The organism is Streptomyces sp. NPDC008079, from assembly GCF_042957385.1.
In the GTDB taxonomy this organism is placed as follows: Bacteria; Actinomycetota; Actinomycetes; order Streptomycetales; family Streptomycetaceae; genus Actinacidiphila.
The window spans coordinates 133,874-154,232 of the sequence record NZ_JBIBIC010000001.1; the positions used below are offsets into that span (position 1 = coordinate 133,874).

Annotated in this window: 14 protein-coding genes; 9 read left to right on the forward strand and 5 right to left on the reverse strand. The window is 75.3% G+C overall.

Translation table 11 applies throughout. The annotated features are described in order from the left end of the window. Window positions 1-122: 122 nt before the first annotated feature. The 3 genes from ACFZAM_RS00530 to ACFZAM_RS00540 are packed head-to-tail and all read left to right on the forward strand — an operon-like array spanning window position 123 to window position 6,052. A complete protein-coding gene (locus ACFZAM_RS00530; protein ID WP_391041641.1) occupies window positions 123-1,526 on the forward strand; it encodes a hypothetical protein in 1,404 nt (467 codons plus the stop codon). Then, window positions 1,526-2,968, forward strand: coding sequence for a hypothetical protein (locus ACFZAM_RS00535; protein ID WP_391041643.1), 1,443 nt, complete (start codon window positions 1,526-1,528; stop codon window positions 2,966-2,968). Before ACFZAM_RS00530 ends, ACFZAM_RS00535 begins: the two co-directional genes overlap by 1 nt. A gap of 3 nt (window positions 2,969-2,971) precedes the next feature. Then, a complete protein-coding gene (locus ACFZAM_RS00540) occupies window positions 2,972-6,052 on the forward strand; it encodes a hypothetical protein (protein WP_391041645.1) in 3,081 nt (1,026 codons plus the stop codon). Between the two features lie 38 nt (window positions 6,053-6,090). On the opposite strand, the gene ACFZAM_RS00545 is transcribed toward ACFZAM_RS00540, so the two are convergent. Then, window positions 6,091-6,459, reverse strand: a complete 369-nt coding sequence (locus ACFZAM_RS00545; RefSeq protein ID WP_391041647.1) for a metalloregulator ArsR/SmtB family transcription factor — start codon at window positions 6,457-6,459, stop codon at window positions 6,091-6,093. A gap of 263 nt (window positions 6,460-6,722) precedes the next feature. On the opposite strand from ACFZAM_RS00545, the gene ACFZAM_RS00550 reads away from it, so the two are divergent. Together ACFZAM_RS00550 and ACFZAM_RS00555 are read left to right on the forward strand one after the other, a co-directional pair. Beyond that, window positions 6,723-8,123 (forward strand): FAD-dependent oxidoreductase, encoded by a 1,401-nt coding sequence (locus tag ACFZAM_RS00550; protein WP_391041649.1) that lies wholly within the window; start codon window positions 6,723-6,725, stop codon window positions 8,121-8,123. 130 nt (window positions 8,124-8,253) lie between these two features. Then, window positions 8,254-9,474: an MFS transporter gene (locus tag ACFZAM_RS00555; protein ID WP_391041651.1), complete on the forward strand. Its 1,221-nt coding sequence runs from the start codon at window positions 8,254-8,256 to the stop codon at window positions 9,472-9,474. A 109-nt stretch (window positions 9,475-9,583) separates the two neighbouring features. On the opposite strand, the gene ACFZAM_RS00560 is transcribed toward ACFZAM_RS00555, so the two are convergent. Then, window positions 9,584-10,420 (reverse strand): helix-turn-helix domain-containing protein, encoded by an 837-nt coding sequence (locus tag ACFZAM_RS00560; RefSeq protein WP_391041653.1) that lies wholly within the window; start codon window positions 10,418-10,420, stop codon window positions 9,584-9,586. 52 nt (window positions 10,421-10,472) lie between these two features. After that, a complete protein-coding gene (locus tag ACFZAM_RS00565) occupies window positions 10,473-11,699 on the reverse strand; it encodes an acyltransferase family protein (RefSeq protein WP_391041655.1) in 1,227 nt (408 codons plus the stop codon). Window positions 11,700-12,034: 335 nt separating this feature from the next. Between ACFZAM_RS00565 and ACFZAM_RS00570 the strand changes: the two genes are divergently transcribed. Beyond that, window positions 12,035-12,733 (forward strand): alpha/beta hydrolase, encoded by a 699-nt coding sequence (locus tag ACFZAM_RS00570; RefSeq protein WP_355340061.1) that lies wholly within the window; start codon window positions 12,035-12,037, stop codon window positions 12,731-12,733. Window positions 12,734-12,772: 39 nt separating this feature from the next. Here the strand turns inward: ACFZAM_RS00570 and ACFZAM_RS00575 are convergent, their stop codons facing one another. Next, a complete protein-coding gene (locus tag ACFZAM_RS00575) occupies window positions 12,773-15,004 on the reverse strand; it encodes an NB-ARC domain-containing protein (RefSeq protein WP_391041656.1) in 2,232 nt (743 codons plus the stop codon). 269 nt (window positions 15,005-15,273) lie between these two features. On the opposite strand from ACFZAM_RS00575, the gene ACFZAM_RS00580 reads away from it, so the two are divergent. The 3 genes from ACFZAM_RS00580 to ACFZAM_RS00590 all read left to right on the forward strand — a co-directional run bounded on the left by ACFZAM_RS00580 (window position 15,274) and on the right by ACFZAM_RS00590 (window position 19,579). Beyond that, the gene (locus ACFZAM_RS00580; protein ID WP_391041658.1) at window positions 15,274-18,048 is read left to right on the forward strand and encodes an AAA family ATPase; all 2,775 of its coding nucleotides are present in this window, start codon (window positions 15,274-15,276) and stop codon (window positions 18,046-18,048) included. 83 nt (window positions 18,049-18,131) lie between these two features. Further along, window positions 18,132-18,530, forward strand: a complete 399-nt coding sequence (locus ACFZAM_RS00585; RefSeq protein ID WP_391041660.1) for an anti-sigma factor antagonist — start codon at window positions 18,132-18,134, stop codon at window positions 18,528-18,530. 167 nt (window positions 18,531-18,697) lie between these two features. Beyond that, complete coding sequence (locus ACFZAM_RS00590) at window positions 18,698-19,579, forward strand: SigB/SigF/SigG family RNA polymerase sigma factor (RefSeq protein ID WP_355340050.1); 882 nt, start codon at window positions 18,698-18,700, stop codon at window positions 19,577-19,579. A gap of 117 nt (window positions 19,580-19,696) precedes the next feature. Here ACFZAM_RS00590 and ACFZAM_RS00595 read toward each other — a convergent pair whose 3' ends face one another. Further along, window positions 19,697-20,344: a sigma factor gene (locus tag ACFZAM_RS00595; RefSeq protein WP_391041662.1), complete on the reverse strand. Its 648-nt coding sequence runs from the start codon at window positions 20,342-20,344 to the stop codon at window positions 19,697-19,699. Window positions 20,345-20,359: the final 15 nt, after the last annotated feature.

Below are 20,359 nucleotides of genomic sequence, written 5' to 3' on the forward strand. Positions count from 1 at the left end.
CGCGCACCCGGTGCGGTACGGAGACGGGGGTCGACGGGCTGACGACAGGGACGCTAGGCGGCCGGGAACACCTACCGATCCCAGGTTCGCCAGCCCGATTCCGTACGACGTACGCTCCTCACATGCCGCCTGCCAGCCAGCCGACCGGCGCCCCGGCCCGAGCGCGCGCCATGGTCATCGACCGGGCGTGGCGTGCCCTCGGGCCCGGGCTGGAATCGCTGAGCGGCCCCGGCGGGGCGCCGTTGACCAGGACGGTCAAGCTGATCGTGCTGCCGCTGATCGTCCGGCCGGCGCTGCACCCCGAATTCGCGGCGGACTTCCTCCTGCCGGAGCAGGCCGCGCGGCTGGAGGCGCTGATCCGGGAGTCCGGCGGGCGGCTGGAGGCGACGGCGCGGTGGTTCACGCTGCTCAAGAGGACCCGCAGGGCGCTGGGCGTCGTGGCCGGCAACCCCCAGGACCTGTACTTCCAGCGCTGCTTCGAACTGGCCACGGAACACGGGCCGCCCGCGGCCGGTGCGGACGCGGTGGCCAGGGACGTCGTGGAGGACGTGGCCGACACGGCCGGCGGACGCACGGTGGAGGCGCTGAAGGAGCACCTGGCGGACGGCGTCCGACGCGCCCGCCTCGAAAGGGAGTTGGCCGCCCGCTGGAAAAGCGGTCAACCGGCCCCCGCCGCCGACGCGTTCACGGCGGCCGTCGCGGCGGCCGAGGTGCTGGAGTCCGGCGGCATCGGCAACGGCAGCAGCAACGCCCCTGACCGGTCGCGGAATTCGGCGCCGTACGCGGCCATGGTCGAGGCGGGCCACGGCGCGTCCTTCGGCCGGGCGCTGTGGGCGGCGGACGCGGGCGACGGGGTGTGGGGCCGGGCCGATCTGCCGCCTCATCTCGGGCTCACCGCACGGCAGTCGCCGCCGTGTCCCGAGGTGGGACGGGGCGCTTCGACGGCCACGCTTCCCGCGCCGCTGGACCGTACGCTCTTCGAACGGCTCTTCGTCGTCCTCCAGTCGTCGGCCCGGCGCGACGAACTACCCGCTGTGCCGGACCTCGTGGACCGGGAGGTCGGCCGCGGTTGCGCCCCGCTCGGTCTGTACGACGAGAGCCTGCGGGTCGCCGTGGTCCTGGGCGGGCGGCTCGCCGTCGGCCTCGACCCGCTGGGCAGCGGCGAATCCGCGCTGGGGCGGACGGCCGCGCACCGGGCCGTCAACAGCCGCTGGCGGCGCGAGGCTTCGGTCCTGCGCGCCCGCAGGATGACGGTCTCCCCTCGGCCCGACCCGGACGGCGGGGTCCTGGACGCCCTCGCGCACGACCTCCGCGCGCCGTGGGCCGCGTACATGCGGCGGCTGTGGGTACGGCTGCACGGCCGGGACGTCCACGGGGCGCCGCTGGCGGACGCCGGAGCGGCCTGGGCGGTGCTCGACGGGGTCGCGCGCTCGGTGATGATGGACCACCGCGCGAGGGTGAGGTCGGCGCTGCGGAGCCTGTCGGCGGGCGCCGCCGCGGAAGCGGCCGAGCCGAGGAGCGCGTGATGGCGGCAGGCGCGGACCTCTACGTCACGCGGGGCGAGGACGGGGCGGTACGGATCACCGCCGGTCCCGGCCCTTCCCCCAGCCCTCCCGACGGCTCCCCTGCCGGTAACGGCGGCGACCCGCTCGGCCCGGACCCCAGCCCCAGCCCCGGCCCCGGCTTCACCGAAGCCGTCCTCGACGTCGCGGGCGCGGTCCTGCTCTGGCCCGTCCTCGGGGACCCGGTCCTGCCGGTGGCCGAGGTGGACGACGTGGAGCGCGCGCAGCAGTGGCTCTGGGCGGTGTACGGCGAGCGCGCCGCCGCTGCCGTGCGGTCCTGCGCGGGCGGAGAGGGGGCCGGGGAGACGACAGGCGAGGCGGCCGGGGACACGGTCGCGGGCCCGGCACCAGCGCGGGTGACCGGCGACGGAACCGCTCTGGCGGACGCCGCCGCCCGCCTCGCCTTCGGGCACTGGGCCTCCCGGTGGTGGCCGGCGTCGTACGCGGACGGGATTCCGGCGCTCGAACCGGACGTCCTCGGGCTGGAGTTGGCCGCGCTCACCCACCGGTGCCAGGAGCTGTTCGACGACCGCGGGGACCAGCCGGACGACTGCGTGGCGGAACTGATCGAGGACCATCAGGCCGCTCTCGACCCGCTCGTGCGGTGGTGGCGCGCGGAGCCGCGGTCCGGGCACACCGCGCGTCACCTGGAGAGCGTGCTGCGGCTGATCGACGGCGCGGCCGACGGCGCCGGTCTCGACGGACCGGAGCTGCGCCGCCTCCGCGCAGAGCTGGACGCGGACCAGGACCAGGTTGCGGACCAGGACCAGGACCAGGTTGCGGACCTGGACGCGGACCGTACGGCACCCGCGCCCCTCACCCCCGGCGCGCTCTTCGCCTCCCGCCTCGGCTACACCCTCGCGGCGGGCGAACCCCTCGCCGTCGGCGGCCGGGTGATCGCCCGGGGCACCGGGACCAACGACTGGCGCCGCTACCCGCCCGGGTTCGTGGACGCCGCCGAGTCGGCGGTGTCCTGGACGGCGCGCGCGCTCGGCGGGCGGCGCCGGATCGAGGTCGAGGTCGTCGCGCACATCGCGGCGCCCGTCGGCGGTGCGCCCCTCGTCGCGGAGGTACGGGTCAACGGCGGGCTCCCGGTCCGCGCGCCCCTCACCCGGCGGGACGACGTGTGGACCGGCCGCGCGGATCTGGAACCGGGCCTGTCCACAGGGGAGTTGACGCCGCGCTTCGAGGTCGCCGTACTGCTGCCGGGCTTCGACCCCGGTCCGGGCCCGGAAGGCCACGCCGACCGTGAGGCGGTCCGCGCGCTGGTCCGGGACCGCCTCGTGAGCGCGGCGGCCCGACCGGCCGAGGGCACGGCGCCGTACGACGCGTCGGCCCGCGTCACGCCCTCGGCCCCCTTCCTCGCCGAGATCGTCGCCGCCACCACCACGGGTGAGGACTACTGACGCATGACGACAGGTGACGAGGGGAGCGCCGGGCCGGACGCGGAGGTGATACAGCTCTACGGGGAGCCGTTCGACTCCGGCTTCGCGCTGGCGCAGGAGCACCAACTGGCCGCGGATCACGGGGCCGCGTCCGGCGTGTACGAGCAACTGCTCGCGCTGGCCGAGTCCGTCGAGGACTCGCCCGACGTGCGGTTCCTCCGGGCGCATCTGCTCTCCGACCTCGCGAGCGTCCGGCTCACCGCCACCGACCTGACCGGTGCGCAGGACGCCGTCGAACGGTCCCGCCGCCTCCTGGACGGCATCGCGTCCGAGCCGATGGGACCGCGCGGCCGTCAACTGTGGCTGGAGGTGCTGCTGAAGACGCTGCTCTGCGGGGCCGACCTGCTGCGCAGGTCCGGGCGCCTGGACGAGGCGCTGGCGTCTCTGGACGAAGCGGCGCTCCGGCTGCCCGAATTCGAGGACGTCGAGGGGCTGCGCGCGTCCGAACTCGGCCTGAACCGGGTCCACTTGCTGATGGAGCGCGGCGAGTGGGGAAGAGCCGAGGAGCACGCCTCGGCCCTGCTGTCCACGATGCCGGAGACCGTGGCGGAGACCGCTAAGGAGGCCGCGACGGAACCCGGGGCGGAGGTCGGAGCGGAGGCCGCGACGGAACCCGGAGCGCAGGCCGCCGCACGTCCCGTACTGGAAACCGTGCCCCGCCTCCTGACCGCCCTCGGTCTGATCTGCTCCTCGACCGGGCGGTACGACCTGGCCGAGGACTACTTCACCCGCGCGGAGGACGGTTTCCGCGCGCTGGGGGACGTCGGGGAGCAGCGGACGCTGGTCGTCCACCGCGCGTACACCGCGATGCACCGGGGCGAACCGGACCTCGCGGAGCGGCTGTTCGCCGAGGCGGCGGCGGTCTTCGCCCAACAGGAGCGCTTCGGTGACCTGGCGGTCTGCGAACAGGCCCGCGGGTACCTCGCCGGTCTGCGGGGCGACGCCACCCGCGCCGCAGACCTGCTGGAGTCGAGCCTGGCCCGCTTCGAACGCCTCGGCGCCGTCATCGCCGCCGCCGACACCATGCTGCTGGGCGCCCAACAGGCGTACGACCGGGGCGACATCACCGAGATGAAGCGGCTGGCCCAGCAGGCCCGCGACGCGTACCAGGCGCGGGAGGTGTACGAGCGGTGCGCGCAGGTCGATCTCCTGCTCGCGAAGACCCTGGAGCACAATCTGAACGTCACGGACCACGGCGCCCGCGAGCCGGAGTCCGTCGGCACCGCGCTCTCCCTCGCGCTTCCCGCCGCACTCGCCCTGGAGGCCGCGCGCTACGACTTCGCCACCGCCCACGCCCGCAGCCAATGGCTCCAACTCGCCGACGACGCCATGGCGTTGGCCTTCCGGCTCGCCGTACGACGCCAGGACCAGGGGCTCCTGTTCGAGCTGGTGGAGCACCGCTGCGCGGGCGCCTCCCTGGCCCTGGACCGTACGACGGCGTCGGCCACGCGCACCGGGGCCGCCGGGCCCGCCGTCTTCCCCGGCGCGGCCGTGAAGGTCTACGGGCCCGGCGGGCGCGACGGCTCCGCGCCCACGCTCGGCGGTGTGGCGGCGGACGCCGCCGCCTCCGCGGGACTGCGCGTCGCGCCGCCGCCGAAGGTGCGGATGTCGGCGGAGTCCGGCCGCGTCGCGCTCCAGGAGTACGTCGCCGCGGCCGAGTTCCGCTATCAGCGGCGGATCGTGGACGAGGAGGAGGTGCCGTTCTGGGTCACCGACGGCCTCACGGCCCGCCCGGTGGTCCAGATCCGGCTGGCCGACGCCGACGACCTGTTCATGGCCTGGACGTGGGCCGGCGGAGTGCGCGGTTTCGGCACGGGCCACGGGCCCGCCGACGAAGTCGACCGCGCGGTGGGCGCGTTGGCCGCCGCGCTGCCGGGGGCGGGCGACGGGGCGGAGGGAATGCGGCGCGCCTTCGCCACGGGCGCGCTGACCGACCGCGAGGCCGAGCACCGGCTCGCGCGGGAGCTGGCCCGGGCGCTGTGGCCCGAGGGGCTGACGGAGCAGATCCGGCAGGTCGCGGCGCGGGCGGGCCGTCCGCTGATCCGTATCCAGCCGTCGCCGAGGGTGGCGCAGGTCCCCTGGGAACTGCTGGCCGTCGACGACACCGGCGACGTACGGCTCATCGAGCTGGCGGACGTCGTGACGACCGCACCGGCGTCGTTGCGGCGGACGCGGGTCACCGGCGCGGGCGCCGACGCGGGCGCCGACGCTCGGGACGACGACGCTCGGGACGCCGACGCCCCCGTCGCCGTGCCCCACGGCGAAACCGGCGCCGTCGTCCTCGTCCTCGACCCCCGCGTGCCCGGCTTCCGGGCCGACTCCCCGCTCGGCTCGGTCCTCGGACCGCCCGGCTCCGACCCGGAGTTGCTGTCCCTCGTCCGGCGCCGCCTCGACGCGGGCGCGGTCGTACCGTCCGTGGCCGCGCCCGCCGAGGCGTTCCGCCGTACCGACCTCGACCGGGACTGGCTGAGCGGGGCGCTGCGGAAGCGGCCACGGCGGCTGATGTACGTCGGGCACGTGAGCGGCGCGCCGGTCGAGGGCGGCCAGAGCGAGGACGGCACCCTGCATCTGTGCTGCGGGCCCGGCACCGACGGCCTCGCCGAGCCGGTCCGCACCCACCGGCCGCTGTCCGCCAAGGACCTGCTGCTCGGCACGCTCCCCCTGCGCGCGGACGGCGAGCCGGGCGCCCGCATCTGGCCCGCGCCGCCGCGCGTCGCCCTCATCGGCTGCGAGAGCGGCGGCGACCTGCGCTTCGCCGAGTCGTTCGGGCTGGCGACCGCGATGCTCCACAACGGCGCGGAGCTGGTCACCGCCGCGCGCTGGCCGCTCCCGACCAGCTTCGCCTTCCACCGCCTCGGCGGCCTGCCCGAGTCCGTACGCCCCCTGACCGACGCGGTCCTCGCCGTGGACGCCGCCCACGAAGACCCGGACCCCGTACGCCACTTCACCGGCTGGCAGCGCGAACGGCTCACCCGCTGGCGCGCCACCGGCCGCGTCGAGCACTCGCCCCTGCTGTGGGCCGCCATGACCTCCATCGTCGTCTGACCGCCGCTGCGGCCCGGCGCGGGCCTCGGCCGTAGCCCTTACCGGCGCGCGGCACCGGGCGGGCCGAGGAGACTGCCCATGCCCGCCACGACGGACGGCGCGACCTTGTAGTAGACCCAGGTCCCGCGCCGCTCGGAGGTGAGCAGTCCGGCCTCGCGGAGCTTCTTGAGGTGGTGGGAGACCGTGGGCTGGGAGACGCCGACGTCGGAGATGTCGCACACGCACGCCTCGCCGCCGTCGTGCGAGGCGATGAGCGAGAAGAGCCGCAGCCGTACGGGGTCGCCGAGCGCCTTGAACATCGCCGCGGTCCGCTCGGCCTCCTCGGCCGTCAGGGCGCGCTCGCTCAGCGGCGGGCAGCAGGGCGCGGTGTCCGCCGCAGGCGCGGGGAGCGGCTCGGTTTTCGACATGCGTCTATGTTGACACATGTCGAATCAGGGCGGCGGCCCGGACGTCGGGAGCGACGGATTCGACGGACATCTAATTTGACGGTTATCGATTCAGGTGCCACGCTGGCGGCACAGGACATCGACAGATGTCGAATCAGAGAGTCCGGGCGTCCGAGACTCCCGAGCGTCCGGGACTCCGGAACTCCGGAACTCCGGAACTCCGGGACTCCGGGACTCCGGGACTCCGGGACTCCGGGAGCCAGAAACCTCAGAGGGGAAGCACCGTGAGCGCGTCCACCACCGCCCCGCCCGCCGTCGTGATCGGAGCCGGTCCGACCGGCCTCGCCGCCGCCGCCCACCTGACCGCGCGCGGTCAGGCCGTCCTGGTACTGGAGGCCGGGCCCCGCGCCGCCCACGCCGTACGCGGCTGGGCGCACGTACGGCTCTTCTCCACCTGGGCCGAGCTGACCGACCCCGCCGCCGAGGAGCTGCTCGCCCCCACCGGCTGGACCAGGCCCGACCCGGCGGCGTACCCGACCGGCGGCGACTGGGCCGAGCGCTACCTCCAGCCGCTCGCCGACGTCCTCGGCGACGCCGTCCGCTACGGCGCCACGGTGACCGGCGTGTCCCGCGTCGGCCGGGACCGGATCGTGGACGCCGACCGCGAGCGGCAGCCCTTCACCGTCGACTACGTCCTCGCCGACGGACGTGAGGAGCGCGTCCTCGCCTCCGCCGTCATCGACGCCTCCGGCACCTGGACCCTGCCCTCCCCCGCGGGCGCCAACGGGCTCCCGGCCCTCGGCGAGCGCGCGGCGGCCGACCGTGTCGCCTACCGCGTACCGGACCTCAACGACCCTTCCGTACGGGCCCGTTACGCGGGGAAACGCACCGCCGTCATCGGCTCCGGCGCCTCCGCCTTCACCGCGCTCGCCGCACTGGCCGACCTGGCCGAGGCCGACGGCGGTACGGGCACGCACGCGGTATGGGTGCTGCGCCGCGGCCTGTCCGGCTCGACCTTCGGCGGCGGGACCGCCGACCAGCTCCCCGCGCGCGGCGCCCTCGGCCTCGCCGCGAAGGCCGCCGTGGACGACGGGCACGCGGACGCCGTCACCGGCTTCCGCACCGACGCCGTCGAGCCCGCCGCCGACGGCCGCGTCGTCCTGGTCGGCGACGACGGCCGCCGCCTGGACCCGGTGGACGAGGTCGTCGTGCTCACCGGCCTGCGCCCCGACCTGTCGTTCCTGTCCGAACTCCGCCTCGGCCTGGACGAACGCCTCCAGGCACCGGTCGCGCTCGCCCCGCTCATCGACCCCAACCAGCACTCCTGCGGCACGATCTACCCCCACGGACACCGCGAACTGGCCCACCCCGAGAGCGGCGTCTACCTCGTCGGAATGAAGTCCTACGGCCGCGCGCCCACCTTCCTCGCCATGACCGGTTACGAGCAGGTCCGCTCGGTGGCCGCCGCCGTCGCCGGAGACCTCGAAGCCGCCGACCGCGTCGAACTCACCCTCCCCGACACCGGAGTCTGCGGCGGCGCGGGCCTCTACGACGAGGCCGGTGCCGAAGCCGACGCCAACGCCGGTCAGGGCGGCGGCTGTTGCGCCCCGACGCCGCGACTCGTCCAGCTCGGCGCCGGGGCACCGGCGGCAGTGGCGCAGGAGGGCCCGGCGGCCTGCTGCTGAGCGGGCCGCGCCACGGGGGTCCAGCCACGGGGTCCGGCCGCGGGTTCCGGCCACGGGGGTCCGGCCGCGCCATCAAGGAGTGCGGCCGAACGGTCAAGCCGCGGCGGGCCGCGCCCGTGAGACTGGGCGCATGACCTCAGAGAGCTATGCGACCAGTACCGAGCCGGCGGCGGTCCGCGGCACGGACGACCCGTCCGTGGAGGCCGCCGCGGGCGGCGGACCCGGCGCGGCCTCCTGGGCCCCGGTCGCGGCGCTCACGCTGGGGATCGGGGCCCTGGTGGGCAGCGAATTCCTGCCCGCGAGCGTGCTGCCCGCCATGGCGTCGGACGTCGGCGTCAGCGAGGGCACGGCGGGGCTGGCCGTCGCGGCCACGGCGATCGCGGGCGCGCTCACCGCGCCCACCATCGCCGTGCTGCTGCCGCGCACCGACCGCAGGACCGTACTGATCGGCCTGCTCGCCGCCGCCGTGCTGTCCAACGCGGTGGTGGCGGTGACGCCGAACTTCCCGCTGCTGCTCGCGGGCCGCCTGCTGCTGGGCGTGGCCATCGCGGGCTTCTGGTCGTTCGCGCTCGGGGCGGGGACGAGCGCAGCGCCGGGGCGCGACCACGTCGTGTCCACCAGCCTGGCGCTGGGCGTGAGCGCGGCCACCATCGTCGGCGTACCGCTCTCCTCGGTCCTCGGCGACGCGGTGGGCTGGCGGCCGGTGTTCTGGGCCGCCGCGGGCCTGAGCCTGCTGGCGCTGGCCGCCGTGGTGGCGACGCTGCCGCCGGTGCCCGCCCAGCCGGGGGCGGGGCTCGGCATGCTCCGGCAGGCGCTGGCCAACCGGCGGCTGATGGCCGGGGTGGGCTGCATCGTGCTGCTGGCCTTCGGCAACTTCGCCGCCTACCCGTACATCCGGCTCGCGATCGAACGGGTCACCTCGGGTACGACGGTCTGGCTGCTGCTCGGCTGGGGTGTGGGCGGCCTCGCGGGCAACCTCGCCGCCGGAGCGCTCTCCCGCCGCCTCGGGCTCGCCGTCGTCGTCGCGCCCCTCCTGCTCGGCGCGAGCCTGCTCGTGCTGGGCACGACCTCCGGGCTCCCCGTCGCGGTCGTGGCGATCGTCGTCTGGGGCTTCGGCTTCAACATGGTCCCGGTCGCCACCCAGTTGTGGGTCACCCGCGCCGAGCCGAAGCGCGTCGAATCCGCCCTCTCCTTGCAGGTGACCGCCTTCCAGGTGGCCATCACGGCCGGCTCCGCGATCGGCGGCGCCGTGGTCGACAACGGCGGCGTACGCGGCGCCCTCCTGGTCGGAGCCGCCGCCGCACTCGCGGGCAGCATCGGCTTCGGCCTCCTCGCCAGACCCCGGGCCTGAACGGCCGGTACGCGGCCCCCCGCTACTCCACGGAGCCGCCGCCGCAGGCCGTACCGGCTTCGGCCTCCTCGCCAGGCCCCGGGCCTGAACGGCCGGTACGCGACCCCGGCTACTCCACGGAGCCGCCGCCGCAGGCGGCATCGGCTTCGGGGGGCCGCGCGGACCCCGGGTGGGAGCGCCAGGACTGGGGCGGTCGGCCGTGGTCGGCGGAGAAGGCGCGGCTGAAGGCGGCGGCGGAGCCGTAGCCCACGGTGAGGGCGATCCGTTCGACCGGCTTGTCCGTACCGGCGAGGAGTTCGCGGGCGTGCCGCATGCGTACCTCGCGGAGCACCTGCGCGGGGCTGCGGCCCAGCTCGCGGCGGAAGCGCTCGCTCAGGGACGAGCGGGACAGGTGCGCGAAGCGCGCCATGCTGTCCACCGTCCAGGCCCGCCCGGGATGCGCGTCGAGCGCCGACACCAGCGCGGTCAGGCGCGGGTCCGAGCGCTGCCGCGCGCTCTCCTCGACGGCCTGCACCATGGCGGCCTGGATCAGCCCGCCGTAGCTCGCGGCGAAGAGCGGATGCCCGTGCCTCGGGTCCAGCGGGCACATCCGCACCAGCTCCACGATGCCGCGGTTGCGCCCCGCGAAGTCCCGCGCCACCAGCGGACTCGGCATCGGCGGCACCGCCCGCAGAGTGCCGACGGCCACCTCCGCGCGGGTCGGCGCGACGAGCCGGTACGTGGTCCTGGCGTCCACGTGGAAGGCGTCCCCGGCACACAGCGCCTCGGCGCCCGCCGCCGTCTCCAGCCGCGCGTCGCCGTCCAGGACCAGCGCCCAGATCGCGCCGTCGCCGCCGTCCAGCCGCTCTCCCGGGCCCAGTCGGCGGACCGTCACGGCCACCATGTCCCACGTCGGCACACCGCGCACACCGCCGAGGGGCGCGGCCGACCCATCCACCAGCGTCATGCACCGGCAAGCGCTCGGGCCGCCCGCCCTATTCCTCGGCGGCCCGGTACGGCTACGGGGTCCGGCGGACCGGCGGCGGTCCGAGGCGGGCGAAGGAGCGGGTGAGACCGCGCTTGAGGAGCGCGGACAGCGGGCGTTCCACCAGCCGGTGCACGAGGTAGCTCAGCAGCAGCATCGCGCCGATGAGCGCGGCGACCAGCAGGCGCGGGTCGGCGCGGTCGCGCAGGTAGTGGATGGCGGTGGTGCCCGCGGCGTAGTGGACCAGGTAGAAGGGGTAGGTCAGGGAGCCCGCGGTGGCGAGCCACCTCCACTGGAGGCGGTCGGTGAGACCGACGGCGACGCCGACCATGAAGAGCAGGAAGACGGTGTAGAGCAGGAGCGCGCCGCGCCAACTCGAGACGTGCTCGACGGTGTCGACGCGCTGGGCGATCTCGCTCTGGGCCATCAGCCAGGACATCCCGAGGATGCCCCACAGCAGCAGGTCCTGGCCGAAGCGGTGCATCAGGTACAGGGCGAGGCCCGCGATGAAGTACCAGGCGGCGTCCGGGTTGGCGAGCAGCGTCAGCGCGGGCGTCCCGGCGACGGGGGCGAGGGCGGCGGCGACGCCCCACACGCAGCAGAAGACGACGACCTTGCGGTAGGTCAGACCGGTGGCCACGACGAGCAGGAAGATCAGGTAGAAGCGCAGCTCCGACCAGAGGGTCCAGTAGACGCCGTCGACGTCGGCGATGCGCGAACCCTGTTGCAGCATCGAGAGGTTGAAGAGCGTGTCGCGCGCGGAGGCGGGCGCCTTGAAGACCGCGGGCCACAGCGTGAGCACGGCGGCGGTGAACAGCACGCCGAACCAGTACGCGGGGTAGAGCCGGATCACCCGGGAGACGAAGAAGTCCCGCGGTCCGCGCCCCCAGCACGACATGCAGATCACGAATCCGCTGATGACGAAGAAGATCTCGACGCCGATCCAGCCGTAGGACGACACGCGGAAGACGGCCGGGAAAACGTGGGAGGCCGGGCGGTCCCAGACCGGATTGTGCGGCTGGTTCACGCGGTTGGTGCCCACGTAGTGGTGGAGCGCGACCATCAGCGCGGCGCACAGCCGCAGCGCGTCGATCACGTACAGCCGGGGGCGGCGCGCGGGCGGGGCCGGTACGGCCAGGGGTCCCGGCGCGGGCAGCGCCTCGGCGGCGGGGCGTTCCTCGGTCCGCAGCACCCCGCCGGCCGCCGGGCCGCCGCGGCCCCCCGGCCAGTCGTCGCCGGAGCCGCCGCCCGCATGCCTCATGTGCTGATTCCGCCAGTTCGGGTCCGTGGTCAGGGCTTCCGTCCGCGCTCTCCCGCGCGCTCCGGAGCACTTCAACGTAGGGCGGTCGCTCGGCGCGAAACCAGGCCCGCGGGCCGGGATCGGGAACGGTTCAGCAGGTTGTCATCCAGCGCTGGGCAGCCCGCAAGGAGATGACCGTATGAAATTCACCCCGGCTGCATCAGGGCCCCTCGGCCGCCCCCCGCGCCGCCGTACTTCTGCGTGCTGTTCTGCGTGGTCCCGGCCGGTGCCGAGGACTTGACTCGGCGGTGGGGCGGCGGCCGTCGGGGCCGCGGACCACCAGGTCAGGAGAGGTCATGACGGCGATCGGGAATGTCGTGCTGGTGCACGGCGGATTCGTGGACGGGGCGGGCTGGCAGGGGGTGTACGACCATCTGACGGCCGACGGCTACCGGGTGGCGGTCGTGCAGAATCCGACGCTGTCGCTCGCCGACGACGTGGCGGTCACGCGGCGGGTGCTGGACGGTCTGGACGGTCCCGCGGTGCTCGTGGGGCACTCGTACGGCGGCGCCGTCATCACCGAGGCGGGCAACCACCCCAACGTGGCCGCGCTCGCGTACATCACGGCCTTCGCGCCGGACGCGGGTGAGTCCGTCAACACGCTGATCGCCGACCCGCCGCCCGGTGCGCCGGTGCCGCCGATCCTGCCGCCGCAGGACGGGTTCCTCTTCCTCGACCGGGAGAAGTTCGCGGCGTCCTTCGCGGCCGACGTGCCCGCGAACGTGGCCGCCTTCATGGCCGACGCGCAGGTCCCGTGGGGCGTGGAGGCCCTGGCCGGTACGGTCTCCGAGCCCGCGTGGCGGACGAAGCCGTCGTGGTACCTGGTCGCGACCGACGACCGGATGATCCCGCCGCCCGCGCAGCGCGCCATGTCCGAGCGGGCCAAGGCCACCGTCTCCGAGACGCCCGGCAGCCACGCCGTGTACGTGTCCCGGCCCGCCGTCGTGGCCGCCGTCATCGCGCAGGCCGCCCAGGGCGCCAACGGCGGTTTCTGACCCCGGCCCGCCCCGCCGCCCGGCCCGCCGTGAGGCGGGTCAGGGCTGCGCGGACAGCGGGCGGCACCGGTCGGCCGCCTCCGTGTCCCCGACCTCCGCGAACACCTCGGCGGCCCGTGCGTAGGCGCGCCGGCTCCCGTCGGTCCTGTCCTCGTCGGCCAGCAGGGCGCCCAGCGTCTCCAGTCCCTCGGCGAGCCGGAAGCCGGTCAGGCGCTGCGCGTCCAGGGAGGCGATCGCCGCGGTGAGCGCGGCGATCGCCTCAGGACGGCGGCCGAGGTGCCCCAGGCACTGGCCGATGCGGATCAGGCCCAGCGGGCGGCAGTGCGCCACGACGGTCGGCGCCATCCGCGGCTCCTCGTCGTCGATGACGGCGAGAGCGGTACGGAACTGCCGCAGCGCCTCGGTGTAACGGCCCTCCTCCCGCAGCGAGTTGCCGATCGAGGCGAGGGACTGCACATAGGAGTCCATGTCGCCGAGGGCCCGGAACGTCTCCGCCGCCCGGGACGCGGACGCGATCGCCTCGCCGGGGCGGCCGAGCAGGCGCGCGGCCCCGGCGGCGTACTGGTGGGACCAGGCGATCTGCGCGGTGGCGCCGCCGCGTTCGGCCAGCTCCAGCGCCTCACGCGCGTACCGCAGCACCGCCCGCGGGTCGCGGGACGGCACCCAGTGGACCCAGGCCAGATAGTTGAGCTGGGCCGCCTGCTGGGCCAGGTCGCCGAGGGCCGCGGCGGCCTCGGCGCCGAGCGTGAACACCTCCCGCCAGTGCGGGCCGTGCGCCCACCGGTCGGAGAACCAGTGCATGGACTCGGCGCAGTCCAGCACGGGCGCGTACCGGCCGCGGGCCGCGGCGGCCCGCATCGCGCCGAGCCAGTTGTCCACGTTCGCCCGCAGCCAGCGTTCGGCCTCTTCTTCCGAGGCCAGCCTCGGCAGTTCGGGGTCGGGCCGGTCGGGACGGCCGTAGCCGGGTTCGAACCACCGCCCGGCCAGGGTGGCCGTCCGCAGCAGCCAGGCCGTCACCCGGTCCGCCAACTCCGCGCGCCGCGCCGGGCTCTCCTCCTCCCGCAGCCGCTCGCGCGCGAAGAGGCGGACCAGGTCGTGGAAGCGGTACCGCCCGGCGGTGCTGTCCTGGAGCAGGCCGAGGTCGACGAGGTCGTCGAGCGCGTCCCAGGTCTCCTTGACCGGCATCCGGCCCGCGACGGCCGCCAGGTCCGCGTCGACGTCCGGCCCCGGCACGGCGGCCAGCCGCCGGAACAACGCCCGCGCGGGCGCGGCGAGTTGTTCGTACGACATCCCGAAGGCGTTGGCGATCTTGAGGTCACCGGCCGTGAGCTGGTCCAGCCGCCGCTCCTCGTCCGCGAGCCGGGCGGCGAGTTCACCGGCCGCCCAACCGGGCCTGCTGGCCAGCCGGTTCCCGATGATCCGCAGTGCGAGCGGGAGACCGCCGCACAGCTCGGCGAGCCTGGTCAGGTCGGACTCCTCGTCGGTGGCCGCGCGTTCGCCGATGATCCCGGTCAGCAGGTGCGTGGCCTCCGGGAGCGGCAGCGGGCCGAGCACCAGCCTGCGGACGCCTTCGAGTCCTGCCAGCAGCCGCCGGGTGGTGATCATGGCCCGGCCCGCTCCCCCGGCCGGGAGCAGCGGGCGCACCTGCTCCTCCGACGCGGCGTTGTCGAGGACGACCAGGACGCGCCGGTCGCGCAGGACCGACCGGTACAGGGAGGCGCGGCCCTCGGTGGCGGCCGGGATGTCCTGGTCGCCGACGCCCAGCGCGCGCAGGACGTGCCGCAGCGCCTCGTCCGCGGTCACGGGCCGCTGCGACATGCCGAGCAGGTCCAGGAAGTACACCCCTTCGGGGAAGCTCGGCCGTACGGCGTGGGCGGCCCGGACGGCGAAGGTGGTCTTGCCCAGACCCGCGGCGCCGGTGACGAGACCGACCACCCCGACGCCCGGCGCGCTCTCGGCGTACACCAGCTCGCTCATCCAGACCAGTTCGGCGGCGCGGCCGGTGAAGTCCGGTACGGCGCCCGGCAGTTCGCACAGGCCGCTCGGACGCGTCCAGTGGCCGCGCAGGCGGCCGTCCCGCGCCAGGTCGAGCAACTCCGCGCGCGCGGCGCCTTCCAGGGCGAGGGCGTCGGCCAGCGCGGTCACGGTCCGCTGCTGGGGTCCGCGGCTCCGGCCGCGCTCCATGTCCGACAGGGTCCGGGCACTGACACCGGACGCCTCGGCCAGTCGCTCGAGGGTCAGCCGCGCCGCGCGGCGATGGCCGCGCAGCACCTCGCCGAAGCCCGTACGTCCGGTGATGGCGCACCACTCCCCTCAGCTGCGGAGCCGAGGTGTCCCTCCCCGGCCGCCGGCCGGCGTCGTCCGAGGGTGCGGCGTTCCGCGTGCTCCCCGTCACCCGGCGGGTTTCCCCCGCCACCTGCCGGTTCCCTCGGACGGACGAGGTCGTGGGATGCACACTAGGAGCCTGGCGGGCCTGCCCGATTCCGTCATATGACGTAGTCGGGTGACGGCGGTCGGCCGGGGCGCGGCAGGGGGCAGTGATGAGCGACGGAGCCGGCGACGCGAGGGACGGGCTGCTGGTCGGCAGGGACGCCGACCTCGGCAGGCTCGGCGCGTTCCTGGCCGAAGTCCCGCGCCGCGGAGGGTCGTTGGCGCTGGTGGGCGAGCCGGGCGTCGGCAAGTCGGCGCTGCTCGCCGCCGTCGCCGGGAGCGCCGAGGCCGCCGGGATGCGGGTGCTGCGCGCGGACGGTGTGCAGTACCGGGCGCAGTTGAGTTACGGCGCGCTGCGGCAGTTGCTGACGTCGGTGCCCGAGGTCCGCGCCCGCGCGGCCGAACTGCCGCCCCTGGCCGGTGTCCTGGGCCTGGAGCACGACGCGGCGCCCGGCCACCGGACGGTCGTGGAGGCCGCGGCGGCGCTGGCCGCCGCGCTGTCCCGCGACCGCCCCGCCCTGCTGGTGCTGGACGACGCGCAGTGGCTTGACCGGTCGAGTGCCGTCGTCCTGGGGCACGTCGCCCGTCGCCTGCCGGGCACGGCCACCGGTCTGGTGTGCGCGGTCAGGCTCGGCGAGGAGAGCTTCTTCGACCACAACGGCCTTCCCCTGCACGAGTTGGGGCCGCTCCCGGAGGCCGCCGCCGACGAGCTGCTGCGCCGCCGCTTCCCGACGCTCGCCTCGCGGGTGCGGCGGCGCGTGATCGCCGAGGCCGAGGGCAACCCCCTGGCGCTGCTGGAGCTGCCCGCCGCCCTCACCGAGCCCCAGCGGCGCGCCTCCCAGGCCCTGCCCAAGCGGCTGCCGCTGCCGCAGCGGCTCCAGTCGACCTTCGCCTCGCGCATCAGGACGCTGCCACCGGCCACCCGGCACCTGCTGCTCGTCGCCGCGCTGGAGGGCAGCGGCACCATGATGATCGTGCGCCGCGCGGTGGCCGGCCGGTGCGATCCGAAGCACCTGGCCCCGGCGGAGCGCCTGCGACTCGTGCGCGTGGACGACGACATGGGGCGCGTGCACTTCCGGCACTCCCTCATCCGCTCCGCCGTCGTGGAGCTGTCGACCAGCGACCAGCGCCGGGGCGTCCACCGCGCGCTCGCGGCGGCGTGGGCCGCGGTCCCCGAACGGCGCGCCTGGCACCTGGCCCAGGCCGCCGACGAGCCGGACGAGTCGATCGCCGCGCTCCTGGAGGAGGCCGCCGACGTCGGCACACGCCGCGGCGACGGGCCCAACGCCGTTGCCGCGCTGGTCCGTTCGGCCGAGCTGAGCCCCGCGGGCGACGCGTACGCCCGGCGGCTGGCCAAGGCGGCGTACGTCGGCGCGAATCTCACCGGCGACGTACGCGACGTACCGCGCCTCCTGCACGACGCGCGGCAGGCGTCGCCGGACGCGGACTCCCCGGCCGTCGCGGTGGCCGCCGCGCTGTACCTGCTCAACAGCTACGGGGACATCGACACCGCGCACCGCCTGCTGTCCGGCGCCGTCGCGCTCCAGCCCGAGCCGTACGACCTCACGGACGCCACGCTCGTGGAGGCCCTGACCACGCTGCTGATGGTGTGCGTGCACGGCGGCCGGCGCGAGCTGTGGTCGGAGCTCGACGCGGCGCTGGCGAAGTGCGCCGCCGTCCCCGACACCCTGTACCTGCTGCGGACCACCTTCGGCGACCCGGCCCGCGCCCGCCCGGCCGACTGGGCGCGGCTCGACACCGCGATCCGGACCCTGCCCGGCACGGCGGACCCGGTGCGGATCGTCCGGATCGCCACCGCCGCCGCGTACGGCGACCGCCTGCACGCGATGGAGGCGCCGCTGCGGCTCACCGCCCGCGGCGGCCTGGACGGGCAGAACGTCTTCCCCGCCATCCAGGCGTCGTTCCTGTGGAGCAGCCACGCCTGGTTCACCGGCCAGTGGGCCGAGGCGCGGCAGGTCGCGGAGCAGGGTCTGCGGTGGTGCGAGGAGATGGCCTATCCGCTGCGCTCCTGGACCGGCACATTCGTCCTCGCCTGCCTGCACGCGGCCTGCGGCGAGTACGCGCGGGCCCGGCGGCTCGCGGACCGGATGGACCAGTGGGCGGGTTCCCGCAGGGGCTACGCCGTCGGCTGCTACGCCGCCCACGCGCGGACGCTGACCGCCCTGTCGCTCGGCGACTTCGACGAGGCGTACCGCCACGCCTCCCGGATCACGCCGCCCGGGACCTTCGCGCCGTTCGCCGGGCACGCGGTGTGGGCGGTCCTCGACCAGGTCGAGGCGACGGTACGGACCGGGCGGCGGGACGAGGCCGCCGCGCACGTACGGGCCGCGCGCGAGGCCGGACTGGACGCGGTGTCACCGCGGTTGGCGATGGTGCTGCTCGCGTCGGCCGCGCTGACGGCGGACCGCGACGACGAGGCCGTACGGGGTTTCGGCCAGGCGCTGGCCGTCGAGGGCGCCGAGCGCTGGCCCTTCGACCACGCCCGCGTCCAGCTCTACCTGGGTGAACGCCTGCGCCGGAGCAAGGCACCCGGCCGGGCCGGGCACCTGCTCGGCGCCGCCGCGGCCGGCTTCGAACGGCTCGGCGCCCGCCCCTGGGCCGACCGGGCCAACAAGGAGCTGCGCGCCTGCGGCATCCCGGTCGCCGCGCGCTTCCCGCCCGGGGGCCCCGCCCTGACACCGCAGCAGTGGGAGGTCGCCCGGCTGGCGGCCACCGGCCTGACCAACAAGCAGATCGGGGAGCGGCTGCTGCTGTCGCCGCGGACCGTCTCGACCCATCTCCACCAGCTCTTCCCGAAGTTGGGCATCACCTCGCGGGCGGCGCTGCGGGACGCGCTGGACCGGACGGAAGAGCGGCGCGCCTGAACTTTTATCGTACGAACACCAATCCGCGGGCACCTCGGCTCCGAACTACCTCACGTATGAGGCCAGTCCGCGAGAGGAGTGCCATGGGACTCCTGACCGTCGACGTCCGCGCCACCCCCGCGGGCGCGGTCGTCGCACTCGCCGGAGCGCTCGACTACTCCACCGCGCCGCAGGTCCGCGAGGCCGTCGAACGCCTCGCCCTCGCGCCCGGCCGACAGCTCGTCGTGGACATGGGCGGGCTGGACTTCATCGACTCCAGCGGTCTCAGCACGCTGCTCGCCGCCCACCACCGGGCGGAAGAGGCCCACGCCCACACCGTCCTGGCCGCGGTCCCCGAGCGGTTCGACCGGGTCTTCCGCGTCACGGGACTCGACCAGGTTTTCACCGCGGCGCCGAGCGCGGACGCGGCGGTCGAGGCGTGGACGGCGGAGCGCGGGACCGCGGGTGACGGGTGGACGGCGGACCGGGGGCACAGTGGGTGACGGGTGGACGGCGGACCGGGGGCACGGTGGGTGACGGGTGGGCGGCGGACCGGGGGCACGGTGGGTGACGGGTGGGGGCCGGAAAAGAAATTCCTGAGTCTTCGTGCGTGCGACGCGTGAGAGGGGGTACGTGCCTGGGGTCACAGCCGACGACGTTGGGCGAACACATGACGGCGATCACGCACGACGCGGGAACCACCGCACTGCCGACCGGAGTCGGCCGGAGCGTTCCGGCCGTGGGTGAGGTGCCGCAGGTCGCGGACCCGGCGAAGGTCTCGCCGAAGGACGCCCGCGAGCTGTCGAAGCTGTACTTCGACCGCCTCCAGTCGCTGGAGGAGGGCACCGAGGAGTACAGCCGCGCGCGCGGCACGCTGATCGAGATGAACATGTCCCTCGTCCGCTTCTCCGCCCGCAGGTTCCGCAGCCGCGGCCCGCAGGAGTGGGAGGACATCGTCCAGGTCGGCACGATCGGCCTCATCAAGGCGATAGACCGGTTCGACCTGTCGCGGGAGACGGAGTTCACCACCTTCGCCATCCCGTACATCGTCGGCGAGATGAAGCGGTTCTTCCGCGACACGTCCTGGGCCGTCCACGTACCGCGCCGCCTCCAGGAGCTGCGGGTCGAGCTGGCCAAGGCCCGCGACCACCTGACCGCCGTCCTGGACGCGCCGCCGACCCTCGCCGAGCTGGCCGCCTACCTGGAGATCACCGAGGACGAGGTCGTCGAGGGCCTGGTGGCCGCCAACGGCTACACCGCGGGCTCCATCGACCTGCCCGCCGGTGACGACGGCGAGGACGCCGGACGCTCGTACGCCGACACCATCGGCGCGGCCGACCCGGCGATGGAACTCGTCGAGGACTTCCAGGCGCTGGCTCCGCTGCTGGCGAAGCTGGACGACCGCGAGCGCAGCATCCTGCGGATGCGCTTCGGCCAGGAGCTGACCCAGGCCGACATCGGCGCGGAGCTGGGCTACTCCCAGATGCACGTGTCCCGGCTGCTCAGCCGGACCCTGGCCAAGCTGCGGGCCGGGATGCTCACCGACAAGTAGCCGCCGACCGGACAGCAGGACAGCCCCGCGACTCAGAGCACCACGGCCGCCGACCGGACAGCGATCCGCTCGGCGGCCGAGCTGTGCGCGGCTCGGCTCTGCCCGGCTCAGCCCGGCTCAGCGCCCGGGCAGCCAGTCCCGCAGCCGGATCAGGCCGTCGCGCAGATCGACCGGCCGTCTCGTGGCCGCCGGATCGCCGTGGTCGACGGCCGTCGCGGGACAGGCGTGTCCGCCGAGGCCCGCCAGGACCACCGCCTCGCGCTGCCGGGGCGTCAGCCGCTTGAGGTCCGTCCGTACCCGCGGGTCGGCGCGGATCTCCCGCAGCCGCCCGAGGATCGCGTCCAGGGTCGGGCCGACGTCGGTCCGTACGGCCTCCGCGTCCCGCCCGGACCTGAGCAGGCCGACCAGGCTTCGGTGGACGCGGGTGACCGCCCAGGTCAGGGCGTCGGCGTGGGCGGGGTCGAAGCGGGGCGCCGTGCGCCAGACGTCGACCAGCGCCTCGCGGGACAGCTCCTCGGCCCGCGCCGCGTCGCCCGTCATGCAGTGCGCGAGGCCGTAGGCGGCGGGGGCCAGCAGCGGATAGAGCCGGTCGAAGGCGTCGCGGTCGCCCTTGCCCGCGCGGATGAGGAGTTCCCGCACGTCCGCGCCTTGACCCGGGTCACCGCTCGTATCGCCGCCACCCGTACCGCCGACCGCGCTGCCGCTCGTACCGCTGACCGCGCTGCCACCCGTACCGCCGCTCGTACCGCCACCCGTACCGTTCATAAATGGTGAGCTTCC

Coding starts and splice junctions, on each gene's coding strand:
- ACFZAM_RS00530 (WP_391041641.1), top strand. CDS start 123: ATGCCGCCTGCCAGCCAGCCGACCGGCGCCCCGGCCCGAGCGCGCGCC.
- ACFZAM_RS00535 (WP_391041643.1), top strand. CDS start 1,526: ATGGCGGCAGGCGCGGACCTCTACGTCACGCGGGGCGAGGACGGGGCG.
- ACFZAM_RS00540 (WP_391041645.1), top strand. CDS start 2,972: ATGACGACAGGTGACGAGGGGAGCGCCGGGCCGGACGCGGAGGTGATA.
- ACFZAM_RS00545 (WP_391041647.1), bottom strand. CDS start 6,459: ATGTCGAAAACCGAGCCGCTCCCCGCGCCTGCGGCGGACACCGCGCCC.
- ACFZAM_RS00555 (WP_391041651.1), top strand. CDS start 8,254: ATGACCTCAGAGAGCTATGCGACCAGTACCGAGCCGGCGGCGGTCCGC.
- ACFZAM_RS00560 (WP_391041653.1), bottom strand. CDS start 10,420: ATGACGCTGGTGGATGGGTCGGCCGCGCCCCTCGGCGGTGTGCGCGGT.
- ACFZAM_RS00565 (WP_391041655.1), bottom strand. CDS start 11,699: ATGAGGCATGCGGGCGGCGGCTCCGGCGACGACTGGCCGGGGGGCCGC.
- ACFZAM_RS00570 (WP_355340061.1), top strand. CDS start 12,035: ATGACGGCGATCGGGAATGTCGTGCTGGTGCACGGCGGATTCGTGGAC.
- ACFZAM_RS00580 (WP_391041658.1), top strand. CDS start 15,274: ATGAGCGACGGAGCCGGCGACGCGAGGGACGGGCTGCTGGTCGGCAGG.
- ACFZAM_RS00585 (WP_391041660.1), top strand. CDS start 18,132: ATGGGACTCCTGACCGTCGACGTCCGCGCCACCCCCGCGGGCGCGGTC.
- ACFZAM_RS00590 (WP_355340050.1), top strand. CDS start 18,698: ATGACGGCGATCACGCACGACGCGGGAACCACCGCACTGCCGACCGGA.
- ACFZAM_RS00595 (WP_391041662.1), bottom strand. CDS start 20,344: ATGAACGGTACGGGTGGCGGTACGAGCGGCGGTACGGGTGGCAGCGCG.